The 22,908-nt window shown below is 39.4% G+C and carries 23 protein-coding genes; 16 read left to right on the top strand and 7 right to left on the bottom strand.

Going from position 1 to position 22,908, the window contains the following annotated elements; genetic code table 11:
• The first annotated feature begins 180 nt into the window (after window positions 1-180).
• From OLD84_RS17465 to OLD84_RS17450, 4 genes are all read left to right on the top strand, one after another.
• Entirely contained in the window at window positions 181-1,575 is a 1,395-nt protein-coding gene (locus OLD84_RS17465; protein WP_209462975.1) for an L-cystine transporter, read from the top strand.
• A gap of 136 nt (window positions 1,576-1,711) precedes the next feature.
• Window positions 1,712-2,884: a chromate efflux transporter gene (gene chrA, locus OLD84_RS17460; RefSeq protein WP_209462976.1), complete on the top strand. Its 1,173-nt coding sequence runs from the start codon at window positions 1,712-1,714 to the stop codon at window positions 2,882-2,884.
• A gap of 36 nt (window positions 2,885-2,920) precedes the next feature.
• Window positions 2,921-3,361: an OsmC family protein gene (locus OLD84_RS17455; RefSeq protein WP_209462977.1), complete on the top strand. Its 441-nt coding sequence runs from the start codon at window positions 2,921-2,923 to the stop codon at window positions 3,359-3,361.
• 27 nt (window positions 3,362-3,388) lie between these two features.
• Window positions 3,389-3,538: a hypothetical protein gene (locus OLD84_RS17450; RefSeq protein WP_209462978.1), complete on the top strand. Its 150-nt coding sequence runs from the start codon at window positions 3,389-3,391 to the stop codon at window positions 3,536-3,538.
• A gap of 57 nt (window positions 3,539-3,595) precedes the next feature.
• Here the strand turns inward: OLD84_RS17450 and OLD84_RS17445 are convergent, their stop codons facing one another.
• On the bottom strand, window positions 3,596-5,410 hold the full coding sequence (locus OLD84_RS17445) for a DNA ligase D (RefSeq protein WP_209462979.1): 1,815 nt from the start codon (window positions 5,408-5,410) through the stop codon (window positions 3,596-3,598).
• Window positions 5,411-5,523: 113 nt separating this feature from the next.
• On the opposite strand from OLD84_RS17445, the gene ku reads away from it, so the two are divergent.
• From ku to OLD84_RS17430, 3 genes are all read left to right on the top strand, one after another.
• On the top strand, window positions 5,524-6,378 hold the full coding sequence (ku, locus tag OLD84_RS17440) for a non-homologous end joining protein Ku (protein WP_209462980.1): 855 nt from the start codon (window positions 5,524-5,526) through the stop codon (window positions 6,376-6,378).
• 848 nt (window positions 6,379-7,226) lie between these two features.
• Window positions 7,227-8,231, top strand: a complete 1,005-nt coding sequence (locus tag OLD84_RS17435) for an acyltransferase family protein (RefSeq protein ID WP_209462981.1) — start codon at window positions 7,227-7,229, stop codon at window positions 8,229-8,231.
• 39 nt (window positions 8,232-8,270) lie between these two features.
• Window positions 8,271-9,098 (top strand): sugar nucleotide-binding protein, encoded by an 828-nt coding sequence (locus tag OLD84_RS17430; protein WP_209462982.1) that lies wholly within the window; start codon window positions 8,271-8,273, stop codon window positions 9,096-9,098.
• A 691-nt stretch (window positions 9,099-9,789) separates the two neighbouring features.
• Here OLD84_RS17430 and OLD84_RS17425 read toward each other — a convergent pair.
• Entirely contained in the window at window positions 9,790-11,139 is a 1,350-nt protein-coding gene (locus OLD84_RS17425; protein WP_209462983.1) for a YjiH family protein, read from the bottom strand.
• A gap of 190 nt (window positions 11,140-11,329) precedes the next feature.
• Between OLD84_RS17425 and OLD84_RS17420 the strand changes: the two genes are divergently transcribed.
• The 5 genes from OLD84_RS17420 to OLD84_RS17400 all read left to right on the top strand — a co-directional run bounded on the left by OLD84_RS17420 (window position 11,330) and on the right by OLD84_RS17400 (window position 15,111).
• Window positions 11,330-12,985: an ABC1 kinase family protein gene (locus OLD84_RS17420; protein ID WP_245301544.1), complete on the top strand. Its 1,656-nt coding sequence runs from the start codon at window positions 11,330-11,332 to the stop codon at window positions 12,983-12,985.
• On the top strand, window positions 12,985-13,287 hold the full coding sequence (locus OLD84_RS17415) for a phasin family protein (RefSeq protein ID WP_245301545.1): 303 nt from the start codon (window positions 12,985-12,987) through the stop codon (window positions 13,285-13,287). Before OLD84_RS17420 ends, OLD84_RS17415 begins: the two co-directional genes overlap by 1 nt.
• Before the next feature lie 221 nt (window positions 13,288-13,508).
• Complete coding sequence (locus OLD84_RS17410; RefSeq protein WP_209462984.1) at window positions 13,509-13,664, top strand: hypothetical protein; 156 nt, start codon at window positions 13,509-13,511, stop codon at window positions 13,662-13,664.
• Between the two features lie 117 nt (window positions 13,665-13,781).
• A complete protein-coding gene (locus OLD84_RS17405; RefSeq protein ID WP_209462985.1) occupies window positions 13,782-14,093 on the top strand; it encodes a DUF5327 family protein in 312 nt (103 codons plus the stop codon).
• Between the two features lie 646 nt (window positions 14,094-14,739).
• Entirely contained in the window at window positions 14,740-15,111 is a 372-nt protein-coding gene (locus tag OLD84_RS17400) for a DUF423 domain-containing protein (RefSeq protein ID WP_209462986.1), read from the top strand.
• 2 nt (window positions 15,112-15,113) lie between these two features.
• Here the strand turns inward: OLD84_RS17400 and OLD84_RS17395 are convergent, their stop codons facing one another.
• The 3 genes from OLD84_RS17395 to hemQ all read right to left on the bottom strand — a co-directional run bounded on the left by OLD84_RS17395 (window position 15,114) and on the right by hemQ (window position 17,071).
• The gene (locus tag OLD84_RS17395) at window positions 15,114-15,365 is read right to left on the bottom strand and encodes a hypothetical protein (RefSeq protein ID WP_209462987.1); all 252 of its coding nucleotides are present in this window, start codon (window positions 15,363-15,365) and stop codon (window positions 15,114-15,116) included.
• A 123-nt stretch (window positions 15,366-15,488) separates the two neighbouring features.
• Window positions 15,489-15,986, bottom strand: a complete 498-nt coding sequence (gerQ, locus tag OLD84_RS17390) for a spore coat protein GerQ (RefSeq protein ID WP_209462988.1) — start codon at window positions 15,984-15,986, stop codon at window positions 15,489-15,491.
• Window positions 15,987-16,321: 335 nt separating this feature from the next.
• Window positions 16,322-17,071 (bottom strand): hydrogen peroxide-dependent heme synthase, encoded by a 750-nt coding sequence (gene hemQ / locus OLD84_RS17385; RefSeq protein ID WP_209462989.1) that lies wholly within the window; start codon window positions 17,069-17,071, stop codon window positions 16,322-16,324.
• Between the two features lie 226 nt (window positions 17,072-17,297).
• On the opposite strand from hemQ, the gene pta reads away from it, so the two are divergent.
• Entirely contained in the window at window positions 17,298-18,269 is a 972-nt protein-coding gene (gene pta, locus OLD84_RS17380; RefSeq protein ID WP_209462990.1) for a phosphate acetyltransferase, read from the top strand.
• A 136-nt stretch (window positions 18,270-18,405) separates the two neighbouring features.
• Here pta and OLD84_RS17375 read toward each other — a convergent pair whose 3' ends face one another.
• Both OLD84_RS17375 and OLD84_RS17370 read right to left on the bottom strand, forming a co-directional pair.
• Window positions 18,406-19,155 (bottom strand): hypothetical protein, encoded by a 750-nt coding sequence (locus OLD84_RS17375; RefSeq protein ID WP_209462991.1) that lies wholly within the window; start codon window positions 19,153-19,155, stop codon window positions 18,406-18,408.
• Window positions 19,156-19,387: 232 nt separating this feature from the next.
• Entirely contained in the window at window positions 19,388-20,239 is an 852-nt protein-coding gene (locus OLD84_RS17370) for a lipoate--protein ligase family protein (RefSeq protein ID WP_209462992.1), read from the bottom strand.
• Window positions 20,240-20,326: 87 nt separating this feature from the next.
• On the opposite strand from OLD84_RS17370, the gene OLD84_RS17365 reads away from it, so the two are divergent.
• From OLD84_RS17365 to OLD84_RS17355, 3 genes are all read left to right on the top strand, one after another.
• Window positions 20,327-21,646 carry an HD domain-containing protein gene (locus OLD84_RS17365; protein ID WP_209462993.1) on the top strand — a complete coding sequence of 440 codons (1,320 nt, stop codon included), beginning with the start codon at window positions 20,327-20,329 and terminating at the stop codon, window positions 21,644-21,646.
• Complete coding sequence (locus OLD84_RS17360; RefSeq protein ID WP_209462994.1) at window positions 21,636-22,130, top strand: YwgA family protein; 495 nt, start codon at window positions 21,636-21,638, stop codon at window positions 22,128-22,130. The genes OLD84_RS17365 and OLD84_RS17360 overlap by 11 nt, the downstream gene beginning before the upstream one ends.
• 71 nt (window positions 22,131-22,201) lie before the next feature.
• Window positions 22,202-22,714, top strand: coding sequence for a YwhD family protein (locus tag OLD84_RS17355; RefSeq protein ID WP_209462995.1), 513 nt, complete (start codon window positions 22,202-22,204; stop codon window positions 22,712-22,714).
• The last annotated feature ends 194 nt before the right edge of the window (window positions 22,715-22,908 follow it).

Below are 22,908 nucleotides of genomic sequence, written 5' to 3'. Positions count from 1 at the left end.
AGCCAAATTTCTAATGTAAATCATTTCCTTGACACTTCCCTTAAATCATTATATCTTATATTAGTCATACTAATTTTATCGGAATTATATACATGAACGATAAAAGATTTTTTGCATATAATGGGTCAATGTTATATGCAAGGGCACACAACTGTCCAATTGATAAGGAGGAGAGAGGAAATGGAAGTCATTTATATTTTATTAAATATCGCGGTTTTATTAGCAATCATTGGACTACTAATTTGGATGCAGAAGCAGCATTTTTCATTTACAAAACGCGTATTCACCGGTTTGGGTTTAGGAATTGTACTTGGAGGTATATTACAGGCAATCTATGGTGTTGACTCAAATGTGTTAGCAGAAACAACGGAATGGTATAGTATTGTCGGCAGTGGTTACATTAGCCTGCTGATGATGATTGTAATTCCACTGGTCATGGTATCAATCATTCAATCTATCATTAATTTGGAGAAAACGGCTGAACTGGGCAAAATGTCTGCTTGGATCATTGGTATACTTATTACGACAACCATGGTTGCGGCTTTAATCGGTATTGGAACAGCAACAGTATTTGATTTGAGTGCCGAGGAAATTGAAGCAGGGCAACCAGAAGAAGAACGAGCTACAATGCTTGAAACGACACTAGGAGATGTGGAGGAACAATCAACACCACAGCGAATCCTTAATTTCATTCCATCAAACATATTTTTGGATATGACAGGGGAACGCTCGACATCGGTCATTGCAGTTGTGATATTTTCCATGATCGTAGGGATAGCTGTGCTTGGATTACGTAGGAAAAATCCGGAGCAGGCAGAAATGTTTACGAAAATTGTCAATGCCTTTTATGGTGTCGTGATGCGCATTGTAACACTTATCTTGCGCTTGGCGCCATTCGGAGTCTTGGCTTTAATGGCAAATATGGTAGCAACCACAGATGTAGCAGGAATCATGGAACTGGGTAAATTTGTGATTGCTTCTTATGTAGCCTTATTTATTATGTTTGTCCTTCATTTAATCCTTGTGGGTTTATTCGGTTTAAATCCGCTGACATTTTTGAAAAAAGTGATGCCGGTATTAGGATTTGCTTTCACATCACGCTCAAGTGCAGGAACAATTCCATTAAATATTCAGGCACAGAAAAGGTCGCTAGGTGTTGATCAGGGAGTCGCAAACATGTCAGCTTCATTTGGCGCTACGATGGGTCAAAACGGATGTGCGGGAATTTATCCGGCGATGTTAGCAGTGATGATCGCACCAACCGTAGGTATCGATCCACTTTCGCCAGCATTTATCGTTCAATTGGTATTAATTATTGGTATTAGTTCATTTGGTGTCGCAGGTGTTGGGGGCGGCGCAACATTTGCTGCCTTGATCGTACTCTCATCCATGAACTTGCCTGTAGCATTAGCAGGACTGTTAATTTCCATCGAAGCACTCATCGACATGGGTCGTACAGCGCTTAACGTCAATGGATCGATGGTTTCTGGAACATTAACATCGCGAATTTTAAAGCGATTTGATACAAAAACATTTAATGATAAAAATGCAATAGAAGAAAGTTCTTCGTTGTAAGAGAGGTAGTCGCTCCTAAGGGGGCGGCTCTTTTTGGGTAGGTAAGAAAGAGTTAAATTTATGTAAATGTAAGGTAATAGAAATAAAACTATGATACCGTAAAAGGAACGATAAATAAGGAGGTAATCACGGAAAATTGCGATCTTTATTAGAAATTTTAGGCACTTCTTTAAGACTCGGTCTCACATCTTTTGGAGGCCCTGTTGCTCATTTAGGCTATTTTAAAGATGAATATGTCGATAAACGAAAATGGCTGGATGATAAAACCTATGCAGATATAATTGCCATCTGCCAATTTCTCCCTGGTCCTGCTAGCAGTCAGGTGGGAATTGCCATTGGGATGTTGCGCGGTGGAATGTGGGGTGGTGTCGTCTCATGGTTAGGATTTACGATTCCATCTGTAATTGTTCTTGTATTATTTGCTTTGCTCTACCAGTCTTTTGCACTGGGGGATGCAACCTGGATTGCAAGTCTGAAGGTCGTTGCTGTGGCAATTGTTGCCCATGCGGTATTAGGGTTGGGTAAAAAGCTCACACCAGACCGACCACGGATTGCAATAGCACTAGTAGCAGCTTTAATTATGCTCTTATTTCCATCAGCCATCGTACAGATTTCAATTATTATCGGTGCTGCAATTATAGGGTTTTATATGTTTTCAAAAAATGCAGAACCAAATGTACAGTCTTTTTCCGTCTCGATTACGAAAAAACAAGGGATCATTTCATTGTCTATTTTGGTTGCATTACTAATTGGGCTTCCAATTATAGCGCAAGCCCTTTCGAATACATACTTGAACATTTTTGATATATTCTTCCGTGTTGGTTCCATCGTTTTTGGTGGCGGACATGTTGTCTTGCCTCTGTTGGAACAGGAAGTCGTGCCAAACGGATTGATAAAGAGTGGAGAATTTATGGCAGGGTACGGGATGGCACAGGCAGTTCCAGGACCATTGTTCACATTTGCGGCTTATTTAGGAACGATGATCAACGGAGTGATAGGTGCGATTGTTGCTACAGTAGGCATCTTTCTGCCATCATTTTTATTAATCGTTGGTGCACTGCCGTTTTTAAGTGAACTGCGTAAGCGCTCTAGTTTTCAAGGGATTCTAACTGGTGTTAATGCAAGTGTGGTTGGTATTTTACTTGCGGCATTTTATAATCCAGTATTTACAAGTGGTATTATGAGTGGTGCGCATTTTGGATTTGCAGCAATTTTATTCGCGCTCCTTCACTTCTGGAAGACACCTGCATGGATGGTTGTGATTGTTGGTGTTATTCTTGGCGAGTTAATTCATTTACTTTTTGTATAACCGTGGTATATCATATATTCTATTAGAGGTGATTCTATGGCAACAGAACATTTTCATTTAAAAGCATCATGGCCAGGCGGAAGAAATAGTGAGGGCTATATCGACGCAGGCAATTTACAAACAAAAATCTCCATTCCAACTGAAATGGACGGACCCGGCGTCGGTACGAACCCAGATGAAATGCTGTTAGGAGCTGCTGCTACTTGCTATATTATTACATTGGCAGCTATGATCGAACGGGCTGAATTACCATTGAAAGAGATGTCGCTAGAATCCGAAGGCATTGTCGACGTCACGAATGGAGTATTCACGTATGAAAAAATCATTCATAAACCAACTGTCATTCTTCAGGGTGGTGCACCAGCAGGAGACCGTAAAAGAATAGAAAAATTAGTTGAAAAAGCCGAAAAAAGTTGCATGATTTCCCGAGCGATTCAAGGGAATGTGGAATTAGAGCTCGAAGCAACGATTAAATAAATCTTTTTGAACGTGGGAGGAAAAGAAGTGGATTCAATGTTGTTAAATATCGTAGTAATCGTAGTAATTATTGGCTTGCTTATATGGATGCAGGTAAAAAAAGTATCCTTTACAAAACGCCTATTAACCGGTCTGGCCTTGGGTATTTTATTAGGCGTTTTGCTCCAATTTATATAAGTTGATCAAGTAGAATGGCTGCTCTAAATGAGAGTGGCTATTTTAATATCAATCTGCTCAATCCTTGTCTGAACCCCGCACAAGTGCCAACACGTTATCCAGTTTCTGCTCTTTTCCTACCTCAACGTATTTCGCAAAGGGGCACCCTAATAGATGCACACGCTCCACTGCATTTTCAATGGTAAATTGTTCAGGGCGCAATCCTTCTTCAACTTCTTCCCAAAATACTGGGGCAGCTATCGTCCCTTCATCTGTTTTTCGTGGAGAATAAGGTGCTATTAATGTTTTGTCTTTTGCGTGCTGAAGGTAGTCGATGTATAAGCGGCCATTTCGATTTTTTTTCAATCTCTCTGTTGTAAAATGTTCTGGATAAGCATTCTCAACGGTCTGGGCAATGGCTTGCGTAAAGATTGCCGTTTCATCGTAAGACATGACCCCAGTAGAAATGGGAATGTGGATTTGCAGTCCTTTGTTTCCAGATGTTTTAACAAAAGAGACAAGTTCCAAGTCGTCAAGCATCGTTTTAATGATACGAGCGGCTTGAATAGCTAAGTCAAAGTTCTCTCTATTAGGGGGATCCAAGTCAAAAACAATTTCACTGGGAAAATCATGTTCAATCGTTTGAAAAGGAATATGATATTCCACTGCACCATGATTGGCAAACCAGATAAGGGCATCCAAATCTTCACATACAATAACCTTTTCATCATTGATTTCTAACCGACTGATAAAGGAAGGTGCATAATCCGGGAGGTGCTTTTGGAAAAAGTGCTCTTCCTTCACCCCGTCAGGTGCTCGGATGATGGTTAACGCGCGTCCCTTTAAAAAAGGAAGCATGTAGGGTGCGATTCTGCGTATGTAAACAAGCAAGTCTCCTTTTGTGAGCCCTTTATCTGGCCAAAATAGTTTTTCCGTATTGGAAAGTTGCACGGTGTTTGGAAACATATTGATATCGATGTTTAACCGTTCAACCGTACAATCTTCAGCTCTAACAGATGGCAAAAGGGAAACAAATTCCGGCTCGCGTAGTTGTGCTTTATAAAAATCTAGGGTATGAATCGAAGCACAAATTGCAGGAGGAAGTGTGTAGCCTCCATCTTGTTTCTCTCCTTTTGTTGTGAAAAGCTTTTTTAACGTCTGAAAGGCTTCAGAATCAAGTCCATGCTTACATTTCCCGATTACTTTTATATGTTCACCCTCATAAATACAAACAGTGAAATAATCATTTTCCGGATTATAGTGCGTGAGAAATCCGTGAATCGTTCGCCAGTTTTTAATCTTGAACCAGTCATGGTGGTCTTTTCCATGATGATAAATACTCTCTTTTCGTTTAGCAATCATGCCCTCCGCCTGAAAGTCAAAAACAATTCCCCCTAAAGTCTCTGCATCATCATAAGCTTCGATGAAACCGATACGTCCCCCCAGGTTTATTATAGCGAAAAATTCATCAAGCATTGATTTCCGTTGTTGATAGGTTTCCTTTTTGTAATCCGTTCCTTTGTAATGTAGCAGATCAAAGGCCAAAAAGCTGGCAGGTCTTGTATTAGCAGCGCGACGAATCGATTCTTTATTTTTCAAACGACCTCTCTTTTGAATAGCAGAGAAGTTAGCTTGAAAGGAATTGTTTAACACGCATAGTTCTCCATCAAGCTTAAGTGGAAGAGATGAATGCACTAGCGATTCATTTTTCACACAGGCTTCCATAATTTCTGGAAAGTGATCCGTTAAATCTTTGTTATTTCTGCTGATAAGGCGAATATTACCAGTTTCTTCCCAATGTAAAACACAGCGAAAACCGTCATATTTCACTTCATATAACCAGTCATTTCCAGCGAGTGTTTCCGATCTAACAATGGGCTTCATTACTTCCATTCCACACATCTCCTCCCTTATTTAACATGGCTCATTTTATGGAAAATAACCAGTCTATAGGATAAAAAATGAAAGACCTCGACAAACTATAGGAAAAAAGGAGGCGTTAAAAGATGCATACAATGTGGAAGGGTACGGTTAGTTTCGGACTTGTAAATATTCCTGTGAAAATGCATGCTGCAACGGAAAATAAAGATGTTAAAATGCGCCAATTGCATAAAGAATGTGAAACCCCAGTTAAATATGAAAAGACATGCCCGAATTGTGATAGGGAAATTGAAAATGATGAGATCGTTAAAGCATATGAATATGCAAAAAATCAATTTGTGATTTTAGAAGAAGAGGAATTGAAAGAACTACAAAAAGAACAGGCCGATAAAGCTGTAGAAATTATGGATTTTGTAAAGTTGGAAGAGATTGATCCGATTTACTTTGAAAAAAGTTACTTTCTATCCCCTAACGATGGAGGAGACAAAGCATATGGGTTATTACGTAATTCCTTAAAAGACACTGGGAAAATCGGTGTGGCAAAGATGGTAATTCGGTCGAAGGAACAGTTAGTGATCATTCGTGTATATGAAAATACATTAATAGCTGAAACAATTCATTATCCGGATGAAGTCCGAAAAGTAAAGGATGTTCCAAACGTTCCGGAGGAGATAACAACAGCCGATAAAGAATTAGATACAGCTAAAATGCTTATTGACCAATTAACAACGGAATTTGATCCGGAGAAATATACGGACGATTACCGCGCGTCCTTGCTTGAGTTAATTGAAGACAAGAAAAACAACGAAGAGACAACGACCACAACCACTGCGAAAGAGAAGCCAACTCCTGATAATACTACCGATTTAATGGGAGCGCTTGAGGCTTCGCTTGATAAAGCTAAGTCAAACAAAACTAAGCCAACGCAACCAAAGAAAAAAACAAAATCCACAACCACGAAGAAAAAGAAAGCGACATAAGCTTCCTGTGTGTCGGTCATGTTTCGTTATGTGTTGTCATACACTTTGGCCCTTTTCTTAAGTGCTGTTGCTTTTAAATCTTCGCAGTTGATGTAAAAGACGCCGAAGTGACATTTTCTTTGCAAACGCTGGTTGAGAGCAGGGATTCGCTACGTAAACACATTTCGCTTTCCGTGGGCGGCTGGTGAGCCTCCTTGCCCCGGTAAGGGGTATGCCGACGTTGCCCGCAAAGGGCGGTTTTAGTTGGCCTTCATCATTTAACGCACTGTGGGGTCTCACCGAGGCCTTTCCTCCCACAGGAGTCTTCATGTGTTTCCTCCGCTGTGTGTTGTGTTTTTCTGCTTCTAAAAATATATTGTTTGATTAATTTAAACAAATGCTTGCACTCTTAAGAAGGTTGATTGGAGCGGAGTACAGTCGACTCCTGCGGGAACAATGGTTTTCGGTGGGGCGAGCATTTATGCGCAGCCCCAGCACGAGTCTGAAGACCCCGCAGGACTATCCTAAGGAAGGTCGACTAAAACCGTTCTTTGCGAACAACGTCGACATACCCTTTGCCAGGGCAAAGCCGTGCCCGCGGAAAGCTACTGTACGTAGCGGAAGTCAACCTGGTAGTTATGTTGTCGCCTTTTATAGAAATTGTGCCAAAAAGCAATCTTTAGAAAGTCAACTGACAATGTTAAAAAGTTTTTTCATTCCTTTTACAGTTCCCTAACAAATCGATGAACTTGAGCGCAAATAGACGTATTTTTTTGCGGAAACGGTTAGAATGGTTAGTGCATGATTTTTTGAACATGGCTGTTTTCTAAAAATGAAAACAGATTTGAACGTAAAAGGGATGAGTATAAATGAAAAGAAATCCGTTTTTTGATAATGCAAGATTATTATTGATTTTCCTCGTTGTTTTTGGACACATCATTCAACCTTTTGTAGATGGGTCGAGAGGGATGAATACACTTTACATGTGGATTTATACCTTTCACATGCCAGCATTTATTTTATTAGCAGGTTTCTTTGCGAAAGGTTTCGGGAATAAGGATTATATCCTGAATTTAGCAAAAAAACTAGTAGTTCCATATATTTTATTTCAATTGCTATATTCTGGGTTTTACTTCTTGATTGGTCAAGAAGGTTGGCAAGGGTTGTTTTATCCGCATTGGTCTTTATGGTTTCTAATCAGTTTGTTTAGTTGGCATATATTACTTTACTGGTTTAAGAAAATTCCTGTTGGATTGAGTATTATGATTGCGATTCAATTGGGGTTACTTGTAGGCTATTTTGGTGGAATTGGGCACTCATTCAGTATATCACGCACGTTTGTATTTTTTCCGTTTTTCCTGATTGGTTACTTTATTACAGAAAAACAAGTGATGGGATTAAAAAGCAAACGCGTAAAGATAAGCTCACTCATTATGATGCCAGCACTCGCGGCAGCTATCTACTATCTTCCAACGATTGACACAGGATGGCTACTTGGCTCTCAGTCATATGGTGATTTAGGTTTGACTGCATTTGGAGGATTCGCTCGTCTTATTTTTTATATTATTGCGGGTCTGATGGTAATTAGTGTTTTGGCCTGGGTTCCACAGCGCAACAGTTGGTTCACGAGTATTGGATCACGAACACTATATATCTATTTATTACATGGGTTTTTCATTCAGGCTTTCCGTGCAACCGATCTATTTGAAGTAAATCATGTATTTGATGTATTTGGTCTTGCAGCAATTTCTGGTGTTATTGTATTTATTTTATCCAGTAAGCCTTTAGTTGGTATAGCGCAACCAGTTATTGAAGGAAAGGCTTCCATCATTAAAAAAGAATATAGTAGGAAAACAAGCAAGAAATCAGCGTAACATAATCTTAAGGCTATATGCCGAGGGAAGGTGTTAATCATGAAAGTATGTGTATTTGGAGCAAGTGGTTATGTAGGGACATCCGTTTATAAATCGTTAGAAAGTATGGAAGATTTCGAGGTTAGTGGAACGTATTTGGATCACAATCCCATATTTGATAACTTGTATAAACTGGATATAAATGAACCGGAGTCTTTCTCTGATTTTTTCAAAAAGGAAAGCCCTGACGTGGTTATTTGGTCCGTTATGAATGGGCCAAATGAACATGTGTTGACGGACCAGGGATTATTGCATTTAATAACACATTTAACTCCAGCTACGAAGCTGATTTATATTTCATCTGATTTCGTCTATAGTGCTGGCAAAGGGCCGTATGTGGAGGAAGATCCGTTATCGACATTACCTAATGATCATCTATTTAGCACCTATACAAATGCAAAAGTAAAGGCTGAGCGATTTATTCTTAATGAACTATCAAACTATGTCATACTCAGAGTCGGTCCTGTTTACGGTGAGAATCAAGCTGGGAAGATGGATGAGCGCACAGAAAAATTGTTCCGTCAATTAGATTCAGGACAACCAATTGCGTTTCGTGATGATTTAATTCGGACGTTTGTACATGTAGAAGATTTGGCGAATGTTATCGTAGAAATGCTGGAAAAGGATATCATAGGCATTTTCAATGTAGGCCCATCTGAGAAACGAAGCTTCTATGAATTTATGAGTGGTATAGCAGATCAATTTGGTTATCATTCCAACCTAGTAGAAAAAGATTCTGAATATGAAGAAGCAGATCAGGAAATACCAAAAGACACATCGTTAATTACGGAAAAAATCACCAAAACAGTAAACCAGAATTTCAGGTAAAACGTTACAGGCTGATTATTTAATAGATTGGGACTTCGGTTATTCGTCCCACCAAAAAGAATTGCTGTTTTTTGACGTAAAATCTATAAAAGACGACGTAACTACTGTTTGCTATAAGTATTTGCTATAATCGCCGTTCGGGATCGCTCTGGGCGGATGCTTTCCGCGGGCACGGCCTTGCCCTGGCAAAGGGTATGTCGACGTTGTTCGCAAAGATTAGTCGACCTTCCTTCTGGGGCTGTAATTACTCGCCTCACGGAAATATTTGTTCCTGCCGGAGTCACCGCCCTTTGCTCACCCGAACTGTTGAGGTATTTCGATGTTTTGACTATTGATTATTAATGCAATTTAGCGGTAGTAACTGGAATATCAGCGGAGGAAACACATGAAGACTCCTGCGGGAGGAAAGGCATCGGTGAGACCCCGCAGTGCGTAGCACGAGGCAGGTTAAGTTCGCGACGTCCTGTCGCAACACCTGCACTAGCACGTCCTGTGCGTCGAAGGCTCACCAGCCGCCCGCGGAAAGCGAAATGTGTTTCCGTAGCGAATCCCTGCTCTCAACTAGCGTTTGCAAAAGATTTTTCACTACGTCGTCTTTTATATCAAATTTCGCGAATTTTAAAATCAACACTTACGAAGAGAGCCTAATAAAAAAACATGCGGCTCTCTATAAGAGAAGCCGCATGTTTTTTTAAAATATCATATGCGCAATCAATGTAATGATTGGCAACGTAATAATGGTTCGTAGTAGGAAAATAACAACTAGATCTTTGAACGATACTGGAACTTTCGACCCTAATAACAGGCCACCGACTTCTGACATATAGATTAATTGTGAAACGGATAAAGCTGCAATGATGAAACGTGTGATTTCTGCTTCAATAGAAGAAGCAAAAATAGCTGGTAGGAACATGTCCGCAAAACCAATTAATATCGTTTCAGATGCCGCTGCTGCTTCCGGAACCTGCATCAGTTCAAGTAGTGGTACGAATGGTAGGCCGAGCCATTGAAATAGAGGTGTATTTTCAGCAACAATTAATGCCACTAAACCAAACGCCATAACAATTGGAGCTACACCCATCCACATATCTAGAATATTTTTCCCGCCCTCTTTGAAAAAACGGTTAACACTAGTTTCCTTTTTACTGCGTTCTAGTGCTTTGCTATAGCCAAATGTAAGCACATTATACTCTTTGGGAATTTCTTCTGCGATACCTTGAGCATTGTCATCAATATACGTATTCGTTTTTTTAGATAATGGTGGAATCCGTGGCATTATAAATGCAGCTACACCACCCGCCGCAAGTACAGTTAAGTAGAAAGGCACAAACATATGCTCAAGTCCAACCTCAGCAATAATAACTAAGCTGAATGTAATCGACACGACGGAGAACGTTGTCCCGATAACAGCAGCTTCCCGTTTCGTGTAATAGCCTGCTTCATATTGCTTACTTGACAGTAGAACCCCAATCGTCCCGTCCCCAATCCAAGATGCTAAGGAATCAATCGATGCACGACCTGGTAGTTTGAACAAAGGCCTCATTACCTTGGTCATTAACGTTCCAAATAATTCTAGTAAACCAAAATTCATCAATAATGGTAAAAATAGTCCAGCGAATAAAAAGACAGCAAATAATACATGCAGCAAGTCATCCAGGAGCATTTGTCCTGTATCTGGACCATGTACGGCTTCTGGCCCTAATTGGAAGAAGACCATAATAGCGAATAGACCCGCAAGGACTCTCGTTATTGTCCAAAACCAGCTTGTATAAAAAAGGCTTTGGAAAAAGGGAGTTCTAGCAAACGCGTTTGGTCCTATAAATCTAGCAATCATCGTCATCACAGCTGTAAGAACGATTATAATCATCATAATAGCAGATAGTTGCCCCGCCAAGATATCTTGTATCCAATTTGCTAATACAGCAATTGGAATCGTAAGTCCATCACCTGTTTGTATTGGCGTCATAAATAAAAAGATACCAAGTAGGGATGGTATAATAAATTTTAAATGATCCATCGCAGTATAATTGTTGATTCTCATAAGAGATAGCCACCTTATAAAATAGTTCGTTCGTTTATTATTATAAGTGAAAATGTATAAAAGTCCAATAGAAAATGTATATTTATACATTTGGAATGAAATGTAATACTTATTCGCATTGAATAAAGTATTGTAGTAAAATGAGTTTAACTCTCTTTTGTATGAGGGTACAGGTTGATGAGGTGTTAAATTGAAGGATTCATTGAAATATAATTTTATTTATCGTTATATCGTCATCGTTTGGATGGTTATTACATTTATTTCAAAAATTTACTTTTTCAACTTTCGCCATGGTGTGTGGGATAAGAAGACAAAGGAAAAATGGAATAACCTATTAATGGAGATGGCGAAAGAATATCGAATCAAAGCAATTAGGCTAGGTGGCGTACTTGTAAAAGTTGGCCAATTTTTAAGTACAAGAACCGATATTATGCCAGATGTATTTATCAAAGAGCTGTCTGGTTTAGTAGACCAGGTGCCACCAATGTCATTTGATTATGCCAAGTCATTGTTAGAGAAAGAATGGGGCACCAAGATTGATGAGCAACTTTTGGACATAAGTGAATCTTCCATTGCTTCTGCTTCAATTGGTGAAGTGTATTATGCAAGGTTAAAGGATAAATCTGCTGTTGCTGTAAAAATTCAACGCTATAGGGTCGAGGATATTTTTCGCAAAGATTTTGTTGCATTACGAATGGTGTTCTGGATTCTATCCGTTTTCACTTCATTAGGTAAACATGCGAACTTGAAAGAACTGTATCACGAACTTATACGTGTAATGGACCGGGAACTGGACTTTGAACAGGAATTAGAATATGGGAATTATTTCAAAGAACGTTATCAAGCTTATGATTCTGTTGCTATTCCAACTTTTTACGAGCGTTTATGTACAAGTAAGGTGCTCGTCATGGACTGGATGGATGGAGGAAAAATAACAGATTATGATTATATGAATAAATATAACATTAATACAGAAGATGTCACGAAGACGCTGTTTGATTTTTATATTGATCAGTTTCTGAACCCAGGTACTTTCCATGCAGATCCACATAGTGGTAATATTTTAGTACAAACGGATGGCACCATCTCGATTATTGATTTTGGTATGGTAGGTGAATTGCGTAAAGCGGACACAGAAAATTTTAAACTGCTCGTCCAAGGATTCATTATCGATGATTATGATATCGTAATGGATACGCTGGAGGAAATGAATTTCCTGCTGCCGAATGCCGATAAAGAGAAACTAAAAAAAACCTTAACAGATGCAATTGAAATGTATGAAAGTGGATCATTAAAGGATATGGATGCAGCAACCATTTCAAAAGTTACAAATGAAATAAGTGCTTTTATTAAAGAACAACCCATCCAATTACCTGCAAATTATGCCTATTTCGGAAGGGCAATCTCGATTGTAATTGGCATACTATTTAAGCTTTATCCGGATATGGATATTGAAGAATGGATGAAGCCAAAAATTAAGCAATGGTTTGGCAAAAAAAATCTCTTTGAATCCATCTATAAACAAAAAGTGAAAGACATGACAAGTCCCCTATTGTCGGTACCTAATGCAGTTGTAAGCTACCTGGAAAGTGGTGATAGGGACAGGGAGTGGGACAAGAAAAAACACCAGCTCCAGCTAAAGCATCACTTTTATTTACTTTTAGAAGTGATTAGTTTTATCATAATAGTAGTAGGGGCAGGATTAACTGTATTAGGTTATTTCCTGAACGTAACAAATATAATCGTAATTGCGTTGGTGCTAATTGTTGTATTCACGACTATCATGAGTATTAGTTTATTTAAACATTATCGAATGATTCGATCCGCAAATAAGGGAGGTGTTTAATGATGGGTGATACACTTAAAAAAGGATTTTTATTAGGACTTGGTGCTGCAGTTAGTGGGAAAGAAAAGCTAGACAGCAAGCTCAAGGAGTTAGTTGATAAGAATGAGCTAACCGTGGATCAGGCAAAGTCAGTGATGAATGATTTTGTCAACAAAGGTGAAATGAAAAAAGACGAGTGGAGTACCAAGCAATATGAGCAAACAAACGGAATAGCAAAAGATTTAGGGCTAGCGACAAAAGAAGATATTAATGAACTGAGAGCTCGAATTACCGAACTGGAAGAAAAGTTACATGAAAAGTAAATGTAAAAAAGTGGACCGGGTCGATAGCGGTTCACTTTTTTATAGGGTGAAGAAGAGAGAAGGGATTAAGTTTGTCATATTCTGTAAAAGGAAATGTCAAAGAAGATAATATTCTGTAAATTCTTATTATTATCAAGTTTGTTATTGAAACTTCAGACAAATAGCGATATAATAGGGGGAATAGAAATCCAGGATATACCATATAGGGGGATCTTAACGCTATGATAAGCTTTTTACAGGTATGTGAGGATACAAAAGAGAATCTAGGTAGGCAGCTACAAAACAATGAAGTAGAATTCTTGAAATGGATGTATGAGCGTTATACGAAGGAGGAATTGGGAGAAGGTATGGAGTGTTCTCCCCAGCACCAGGTATAATGAGTGTGATAGAGGAGAGTCTTGGAATATTTCCAAGACTTTTAAATTTGTCGTGGAAAAAATCATGCTATAATATGGTGTTAGATACATATGGTCATATAGAAGGAGAGATCGCAGGTGGCGGTAGGAAACGATAAGGTTATTCAGAAAATGATAAGTGAATTAAACCAAGCAAAAGAGCAGAATCATAAGCAAGATAAATGGCTAAAACATATTGAAAATGTCCGTCTGCTTTGTGACTTACTGTTGGAAGATGATGCTTCTGAATCTACGAATGAAGCTAAAAGTCCGACTGAAAGTATCTCTACAGAGGAAATGAAGGCAATGATCGGCAAGCAGGAAAGTGAAGTAAAATCGAATCCGGATAAATTTAAAAAATCAACGATTGATCATGATATAGCTAATGGAAATTCTATTTTTGATTTTTAATGAAGGCTGTTTTATAAAAGATTTTTGCTTTTGACACAAAAGATATAAAAGATGACGTAACTACCAGGTTGATTTCCGCTGCGTACAGTCGCTTTCCGCGGGCACGGCTTCAGCCTTCGACGCACCGGAAGTGCTAGTGCAGGTGTTGAGACAGGAGGTCGCGAACTTAACCTGCCTCGCAGGAAACCGCTGCTGCGGGGTCTTCAGATTCGTGCTGGGACTGCGCGTAAATGCTCGCCCCACCGAAAACCCTTGTTCCCGCAGGAGTCGACTGTACTCCGCTCCAATCAGCCTTCATAAGAGTATATGGCTATGTTTGTTATATAATTAAGTAATATAAGTGTTTTGATGAAATTGCGGGAGTATCTGAACCAGCGAAGGAAACACATGAAGACTCCTGCGGGAGAAAAGGCCTCGGTGAGACCCCACAGTGCGTAGCACGAGGAGGCTCACCAGCCGCCCGCGGAAAGCGAAATGTGTTTCCGTAGCGAATCCCTGCTCTCAACCAGCGTTTGCAAAGGAATAGTTACTGCGTCGCACTTTATATCAACTGCGACGTTTTAAAAACAACAAAGGTTTTCGGTGGGACGAGTAAGCGCAGTCCCAATACTTACGAAAAGAACCTTAATGAAGGAGGTGTTTACGAATGACGAAGCTTTTTTTACTTTTTGGTATTATAAATGGTTTTATAGCCGTGGCCTTAGGGGCATTCGGTGCACACGGGCTAGAGGGAAGGGTGTCAGAAAGTGCATTGAAAACATGGGATAAGGCAGTGCTTTATCAAATGTTTCACACCATGGCATTACTTGTAACGGGTCTACTGTTAGCGAAGTTTACTAGCGGTGGGGCCATTTGGGCTGGATGGATGTTCTTTGCTGGGATTGTTTTGTTTTCTGGCAGTCTTTATATCTATTCGCTTACCGCAATCAAAACATTTGCAATGATTACTCCAATTGGTGGATTGGCATTTTTAATCGGCTGGATTTTACTGGGGACAGCTGTAATAAGGTATTTATAGTGCTACAGTTGAAAAAATAGAAACGTCGTGAATACAATAATCAAGATGGAACGGAGCAATTGTTTACCAGCTTGTACGGTACGATGCGAATAGGATTCAATTAATGCATTACAGAATAAACCGAGTGCTAGCAGATAGAAGCCAAGAAATAGAAGTAGTATAAAGCCTTGGATGAGCGCAATTAGACCGATTAAAACGACGAATGCAAGTGAAATTAATTCGATGCGAATAAATTTGTCGTGAGGATGTCGCATATAATCGCTCCTTATAGATTGGTTGTACGATTTACATAATGGGAGAAAAGGATGACACAAGCTAGGGAAAATGTGTCATCCTTTTTGGTTTGGCTTTCTCGACTTATAAGGTGATCCCCCTTCTTAACGTGGGGGCTGGTTTGTGAATTGCCCACTTCCGGCAGCTAAAGGATATTCATATTCGATTTCATCTTCAAAGACAACATAATCAAGGTATACCATAAGTAGCAAGTATCGTTTTCCTGTTTGTGGATCACTTATGATTATATGATCCCTCCCGGCAGCTTCAATAACACCTTTGAAAATCTGTGCATTCCATTGTTCATTTTCTTCAAATGTCATATAAACGGAAACGCGCTTGCCACGATTTAGTCGCAGGATATTTTCGATGTAAGACTGTTCGAGCGGAAGCATGCCTTCCACACCATTAGCGGGAGCTTGCTGGGCTTGAGCTTGTTGTTGCTGTTGTAGCTGCTGTTGCTGTTGTGCAGCTTCCTGTCTAGCATAATAAGCGGGATAATAAGCTGGGGATGCTTGTGGGTAATAGTAGTACGGATAAGGTTGGTAGGGGTTAGGATACTGCTGATTCGGGTTATTTGTATTTTCTTGATTGTCACTCATTATAAAACCTCCTGGTTGTAATTAATAGACGGTAGGGCATTCATTAGGATATGGCACATTGATTTGCTTCGTTTATCTACTGGTTCTTATTTTTCTTGCGAGAATGTCGATAACACCTTCTATACGATTTAACCTAGCTTATAAAAGGTTGGTGTAACTACGGTTATAAATACTCCTTATTTCTGCCTCAATCCCGGTGCCTAAGTTCATTAATTATGTGTATGCTACTGTCACGGAAATGATGACAAATAAAAAAGACTTTCTGCATCTTATGTGCAGAAAGTCTTTAGGATGCCGTGCTGTTGCTGTGATGCGAACACGAATGAACCTCGGTATTATACCTTCAAATAAGCTTCAATCTGTTCTCTTGGCAAATGATTGCCAATGAAAAATTCTCCAAATTCACCATAACGTGAGGATACTTCATCAAAGCGCATTTCATAAACGATTTTCTTAAATTGCAGCGGGTCATGGGCAAATAATGTTACGCCCCACTCCCAGTCATCCAAGCCGATGGAGCCAGTAATAACCTGTTTCACTTTCCCAGCATACTGACGGCCGGTTTTACTATGTTCATAGAGCAATTTACCGCGAGTGCTCTTTTCTAATGTATACCAATTTTCCTCGCCTACACGTCGTCTATCCATCGGATAAAAGCAAATATGCTCCCATTTTGGAAGGATGGGTTTCAATCGTTCTTGCGTTTCCGGCAATGTTTCAGGGTCAACGCCATCTTTTTGCGGTTGGTATTTGGAAAGCTCAACGACAGAAACATAAGAATGTGCTGGAAGTAAGAACTCAGCAAATTTTGATTTATTAAATTCTGTTTCGATGTCGGTTAATTCATCCATTGTTGGTCGTAAAAACATGAAGATTAAATCAGCTTTTTGTCCCACAACTTTATAAAGGACATGACTTCCTTGTTTTTCTTCTTCAACGGCTTCCCATTTTGCTAGCAGCTCATTAAATCCATCAATTGCTTCTTTGCGCTCTTCTTCAGATGCTAATTTCCATGAATTCCAATCGATGCTTCGTAAATCATGTAGGCTATACCAGCCATCCATGGTTTCTACTGCCTCAACCATTATAATCGCTCCTTTATATTTAAAATATTCCTCGCATGTTTTTAGTCTATCATAAATGGGGTAATCTAATCTTATACGAGGTTTCTCATAAAATCGTGAAAAGCATGAAAGCTCCATATTTGTCATTAGACTGTCAAAATTCCCTGGCTGGCAAGGGGGCATTGCTTTAATTCATGTATGAAATCAGCTATTATTTAAGTATAGACAAGCAGGAGGGTTTTTAAAAATGAGTCAATTATTTGATCAATTAAAAGAAAAAGTAACCATGCAAAATAAGTCGGTCGTTTTTCCTGAAGGTACAGATGAGCGTATCTTAACTGCAGCAAGTCAACTAAGCGCAGCAGGGATTCTAACACCAATTTTAATAGGTGATAACACTAGTATTAAACAAAAGGCAGAAGAATTAGGTGTAGATATATCTTCTTGTAAATTAATGGATCCGAAAAACTTCCCAGAGTTTGACCTAATGGTTGAAACGTTCGTGGATAGACGTAAAGGAAAGGCAACAGAGGAAGACGCTAGAAAAATTCTACTTGACGCAAACTATTTTGGAACCATGCTTGTATATCTCAATCAGGCAGATGGGCTAGTAAGTGGTGCAACAAGCTCTACTGCCGACACGGTTCGTCCTGCATTGCAAATTATAAAAACAAAAGAAGGTATCAAGAAAACATCTGGTGTTTTTGTGATGGTTCGTGACGATGAAAAATATGTATTTGCTGATTGCGCAATTAATATTACACCAGAAGCCCAAGACCTTGCAGAAATAGCAGTTGAAAGTGCTGTTACCGCTGAATTATTTGATGTCGATCCACGCATAGCCATGCTAAGCTTTTCAACAAAAGGCTCGGCAAAATCAGCGGAAACCGATAAGGTAACAGAAGCATTACAAATTGCCAAGGAAAAAAATCCATCCCTTGTTATTGATGGTGAATTTCAATTTGATGCAGCAATTGTCCCAAGTGTTGCAGAGAAAAAAGCTCCTGATTCTGTTCTGAATGGGGATGCGAATACCTTTATTTTCCCTAGTCTGGAAGCTGGGAATATCGGCTATAAAATTGCCCAGCGCTTAGGAGGATATGAAGCGGTAGGCCCGGTTTTACAGGGATTGAATAAGCCGGTGAATGATCTATCACGCGGATGTAGTGCAGATGACGTATTTAAATTAGCGCTGATAACAGCGGCGCAAGCGGAATAAGGGATAGGTGAAAAAGCTTGCAAAGGAGGTTAAATGGCTCCTTTGCAAGCTTTTAATATGGAGAGAAATAATAGCAATAAAATTTCATTGCCTTTTAGAAGAGGTTGCTATACTTTTCCATCGACTATCCAGTTTTTCAATCTTTATTATCTGATTCAGGGTTTGTATGATCACTTCGCTCCTGTTCATCTCTATCCCGCCTTTTAATGGTTTCTTCTTGTGCATCTGTAAAGCCTTTTCTTTCTTCCTTTTCATGGGATTGCCCCTGGGTCTCACTATCCGACTCATATCTTGTATGATCGCTGCGCTCTTGTTCATCTCTATCCCGACGATTAATCGTTTCTTCTTGTGTTTCTGTATAGCCTTGTTCTTCTTCACTTTCACGGGATTCCTCTTCGTACGCTTTCTTGACGAAGTCCGATCGTTCTCCACGCCAAATCAAGTCAAATATCGCCCGCCCATTTGTCGGTTGTCCATCTGGTAGGTAAACAGGGATCAAATCAAAAAAGATATAGTAAAATATATAATACATAAATGTGTCCCAGAACATATTGTTTGGAAGTACTTCCTGTGCCAACAGTGTATTAATAAGTATACCGAGAAGTAATGGACCAAAAATAGGGGAGACATAAATAATGCCATGCCAAAATCGATTACTTGGATGCAATTCTTCATATTCCATCCAGCTATACATGAAAAAATAGCGGCGAACCTCTATAGTCGGCAATGTGAACAGGGTAGGCCCGCTCCCGACAATAAGCTTTTTTTCCTTTGCTCCAAGTAAAGTAGCTGCAATGTAATAGCCGCTTTCCCGGATAATTGCTGTAATAGGTAAAATAACAAGAGCAGCCATAACTAACCGCAATAAGTCAAATAGTCCAAACAATATAAACGCTCCTTTCTTTTGCGTCGTTTCGTTATTCAATGGTATGAAACTTGTCCAAAAAGAAAAGCATTTACTCGATAGATGCTCATCTTTCAACGCTACTACTAGCAAGATATATCCTTTATCGTGCTGGATTAAACGTTATTACTTGATAAATGATCAATTAAAAAGAGCGTGTTTTGAAAAAAATGATCAAAACACGCTCTTACTATATTGTCGCACCAACCATGTACTATTGCATCCCAGCAATACGCTCATTCCGCTTCTTCATTTGCTCCAGCCGTTTTTCAAATGCTGCCAGTTCATCCTCCGAAAAATTAGTCTGGACAATCTCCTCACTAAAATCATCCAAAGCATGATAGACACGCTTTTTCATATCTTCCACCGTGATATGCTCTCCTAATAATTCGGATAGGGAAGCCATGACTTCCGGATTCACGGTTGGATAGTCGAATTTTGTCTCTTCATTTTGTTTACTAACAGTATAAAAATCACGTAATAAGGCAGCACGTTCCTGGCTGTTTCCTTCCACGTCCAAATAAATTTGTATGGAAGCACCGTCTTTTATACGGCGCTGGGATATGCCGGCGAATTTTTTTCCATTAATACTTAAATCATAATCACCCGGACAGTAGGAGCCAATAATTTCATAGGCTTCAATCTCATCCGTTACGTCACGCAGCATATATTGCACAAAGCTGACCATCGCTTCATAGCAGTCATAAATGGAAATATGTTTCACACCGGATAAAATAAGTGAAATATTTAAAACACCTGCGTCCAGTGCAACCGCAAGGCCACCAGAATTTCGAACGACTACATGATGTCCTTGCTCGCTAAGCAGTTTAATGCCTTCTTCAACATAAGGAAGTCGCGCGTCCGGTATTCCTAGAACAATGGTATCCGGATGGACCCATAAACGGATGGCAGGAGGTGTTTTCTTATCGCTGACAGAAAGTACTAATGCATCATCCACGGCAAAAGATGTTAATGCGGTGTATGCTTCCTGATGAAAATTATTTTTATTTGAGTGATCAAGGTACCGAAATGTTGTATGGCTAATGATTTCTTTCCAATTTTTCATAATGAACTCCTTGTAATTTCTTTTTTCATTTGTTCATCTATTATATACTAAATAAAAAGGTCTATAAAGAAACGGGATGAGAAATAGATGGCATATAAAGATGAACAATTAAATGAGGAAAAAGTGTTTAAGGATCCTGTCCATCGGTATGTTCACGTAAAAGATCGAGTTATCTGGGATCTGATTGCCACGCCAGAATTCCAGCGTCTACGCCGAATTAAGCAGCTTGGCACAACGAATTACACATTCCATGGCGCGGAACACAGCCGGTTCAATCATTCACTTGGCGTTTATGAGATTGTGAGGCGAATCATTCACAATTTCGAGGATCGGCCTCATTGGAATGAGGACGAGCGCCTGCTTAGTTTATGTGCAGCACTGTTGCATGATTTGGGACATGGTCCATTTTCGCATTCCTTTGAAAATGTTTTTAAATTGGATCATGAGGACTTTACACAACGTATCATTTTAGGCGAAACAAAGGTTAATAAAGTGCTGGAGCGTGTAAGTACAGGTTTTGCACAAAAAGTGGCAGATGTGATTGCCAAGACATATGAAGACAAATTAGTTGTCAGCCTCATTTCAAGCCAGATCGATGCCGATCGAATGGATTATTTACAACGTGACGCTTATTTCACTGGTGTAAGCTATGGGCATTTTGATATGGAACGAATTTTACGAGTCATGCGTCCGATTGATGATCAAGTGGTTATTAAATCGACGGGTATGCACGCGGTGGAGGACTATATCATGAGTCGTTACCAAATGTATTGGCAAGTATATTTTCATCCGGTGACGAGAAGTGCAGAAGTGATTTTATCACGAATTTTACACCGTGCGAAGCATTTATATGAAGCGGATGATTATATTTTTAAGCTTGAGCCGACACATTTTCTGTCTTTTTTCACGGGAAATGTGACACTTGAAGAATACCTCAAGCTAGATGAAACCATTGTACATTACTATTTCCAAATGTGGCAGGAGGAAGCAGATGGGATTTTACGCGATTTATGCGAACGATTTATGAATCGCCGACTATTTAAATATATTGAATTTAACCCAAATATGCAGATGCAAGAGTGGAAGGAACTTTATCAGCTATTTCAGCATGCTGGTATTGATCCGGAGTATTATTTGGTTGTCGATTCTTCGTCCGATCTTCCGTATGATTTTTACCGTCCAGGAGAGGAAGAAGAGCGTCTGCCCATACACCTACAAATGCCAAATGATGAATTAAAAGAGTTATCCAGAAACTCGGATATTGTGGATGCTATTTCAGGGAAAAAACGCACCGATCACAAACTTTATTTTCCAAAGGATTTATTGGATGGGCTGAGCGATGAACGTATGAAGCGGCGAATTAAAGAAATTCTGAATGAACGGGGAGAGATAGAAAATGATGACTAATCATGCGAGGTTGATGCAGTTTTTTTCAGTGGCAAAAGAGGTTACGGGTAGGAAAAAAATGCAAAAAATGATCTATATTTTACAGAAAAGCCATGTACCTTTTGAAGAAAAATATCATTTCCATTTCTATGGCCCCTATTCGGAGGAGTTAACATTGCGGATTGAAGAACTTTGCAATTTAGGTTTTATCGGCGAAGAGAAACAGGATAAAAGCAACTATTCTCAATATCAGTATACAATCAATCCTGCAGGCGAGGCGTTTTTGGATCAATTTCATGTAGATATGCCCGATATTTCTGAGCAGGTGGAAATGTTGCAAAATCGTACGTCCAGGTTTTTAGAACTTGTTGCAACCATGCTTTATTTTGAAGATTTGCCTGTACATGAAACGATAGAAAAAGTACATGCTATTAAACCGAAGCAGCAATACACGGATGAGGAAATGCAGGATGCTTTAAATTTCATCAAAAAAGTGAAACACTAGAGTCAATATGTGAATAGCTTAGGCACGTATGCTACAATGAAAAAAACTGAAATTTGAGGAGGATTCCTGCTATGAGTTTAGATGAACCGAAAAAGAAAAACGCCTTTACCATTATAAAAGATGACTCAACAGATGGACATGGTGGTTATGGTGCAGGCACCGTTAGTCTAGAGAACATGTCACCCGTTATTATTAGCCCAACGGAAGGTGAGGCGTATGTAGATATGGACGTTATGCATGCGCGCAGCAAAGTGGAACGACGTGTAAAGGTAGTTCCAGACCGTGATGAAGTTCCAAATGGTACATTGTATTGGTTCGTTTGGGTCAATGTAGAACGTAATGAAAATGGCCCTTTTTACGCTGGTGTAGCGGGTAGTGAATTCGTAGTTGATCGTTCGATAAAACGCGCTTATAAATCAATGCCACAGCACGTTACCCATATGGAAAAATCATTGAAAGGGAAAATCATTGTAGAGCATATGGATGACCAGTCGAAAAAATTACTAAAGGATTTTCTTGTTGAATTTAATGAGGAAATGTGGGCCAATTCAACCGATGAATTAAAGCAAGCATTACCAGAGTAAATTCTTTAAATCATGACTAATTTGTGTCTAATTAATGAATCATTTGCAGATATCTTGTGATTTCTAGTAAAACTTTGTAAAATGTTAATACATGGGCTTACTCATGTATTACTAGGACAAAAAGGAAGCCGACAATCAGCGTTTAGCTTGATTGTCGGCCTCTTTTTTTGGCTTCATAGGAAACTACTCTATTT

Source organism: Virgibacillus natechei (assembly GCF_026013645.1).
Lineage (GTDB): Bacteria > Bacillota > Bacilli > Bacillales > Amphibacillaceae > Virgibacillus_L > Virgibacillus_L natechei.
This window is presented reverse-complemented; position numbering and strand designations above follow the sequence as displayed.

Coding starts and splice junctions, on each gene's coding strand:
- OLD84_RS17410 (WP_209462984.1), top strand. CDS start 13,509: ATGATAAGCTTTTTACAGGTATGTGAGGATACAAAAGAGAATCTAGGT.
- OLD84_RS17400 (WP_209462986.1), top strand. CDS start 14,740: ATGACGAAGCTTTTTTTACTTTTTGGTATTATAAATGGTTTTATAGCC.
- OLD84_RS17435 (WP_209462981.1), top strand. CDS start 7,227: ATGAAAAGAAATCCGTTTTTTGATAATGCAAGATTATTATTGATTTTC.
- OLD84_RS17395 (WP_209462987.1), bottom strand. CDS start 15,365: ATGCGACATCCTCACGACAAATTTATTCGCATCGAATTAATTTCACTT.
- OLD84_RS17365 (WP_209462993.1), top strand. CDS start 20,327: ATGGCATATAAAGATGAACAATTAAATGAGGAAAAAGTGTTTAAGGAT.
- OLD84_RS17445 (WP_209462979.1), bottom strand. CDS start 5,410: ATGGAAGTAATGAAGCCCATTGTTAGATCGGAAACACTCGCTGGAAAT.
- hemQ (WP_209462989.1), bottom strand. CDS start 17,071: ATGGTTGAGGCAGTAGAAACCATGGATGGCTGGTATAGCCTACATGAT.
- OLD84_RS17465 (WP_209462975.1), top strand. CDS start 181: ATGGAAGTCATTTATATTTTATTAAATATCGCGGTTTTATTAGCAATC.
- OLD84_RS17360 (WP_209462994.1), top strand. CDS start 21,636: ATGATGACTAATCATGCGAGGTTGATGCAGTTTTTTTCAGTGGCAAAA.
- OLD84_RS17430 (WP_209462982.1), top strand. CDS start 8,271: ATGAAAGTATGTGTATTTGGAGCAAGTGGTTATGTAGGGACATCCGTT.
- OLD84_RS17425 (WP_209462983.1), bottom strand. CDS start 11,139: ATGAGAATCAACAATTATACTGCGATGGATCATTTAAAATTTATTATA.
- OLD84_RS17415 (WP_245301545.1), top strand. CDS start 12,985: ATGATGGGTGATACACTTAAAAAAGGATTTTTATTAGGACTTGGTGCT.
- OLD84_RS17370 (WP_209462992.1), bottom strand. CDS start 20,239: ATGAAAAATTGGAAAGAAATCATTAGCCATACAACATTTCGGTACCTT.
- pta (WP_209462990.1), top strand. CDS start 17,298: ATGAGTCAATTATTTGATCAATTAAAAGAAAAAGTAACCATGCAAAAT.
- OLD84_RS17455 (WP_209462977.1), top strand. CDS start 2,921: ATGGCAACAGAACATTTTCATTTAAAAGCATCATGGCCAGGCGGAAGA.
- ku (WP_209462980.1), top strand. CDS start 5,524: ATGCATACAATGTGGAAGGGTACGGTTAGTTTCGGACTTGTAAATATT.
- gerQ (WP_209462988.1), bottom strand. CDS start 15,986: ATGAGTGACAATCAAGAAAATACAAATAACCCGAATCAGCAGTATCCT.
- OLD84_RS17355 (WP_209462995.1), top strand. CDS start 22,202: ATGAGTTTAGATGAACCGAAAAAGAAAAACGCCTTTACCATTATAAAA.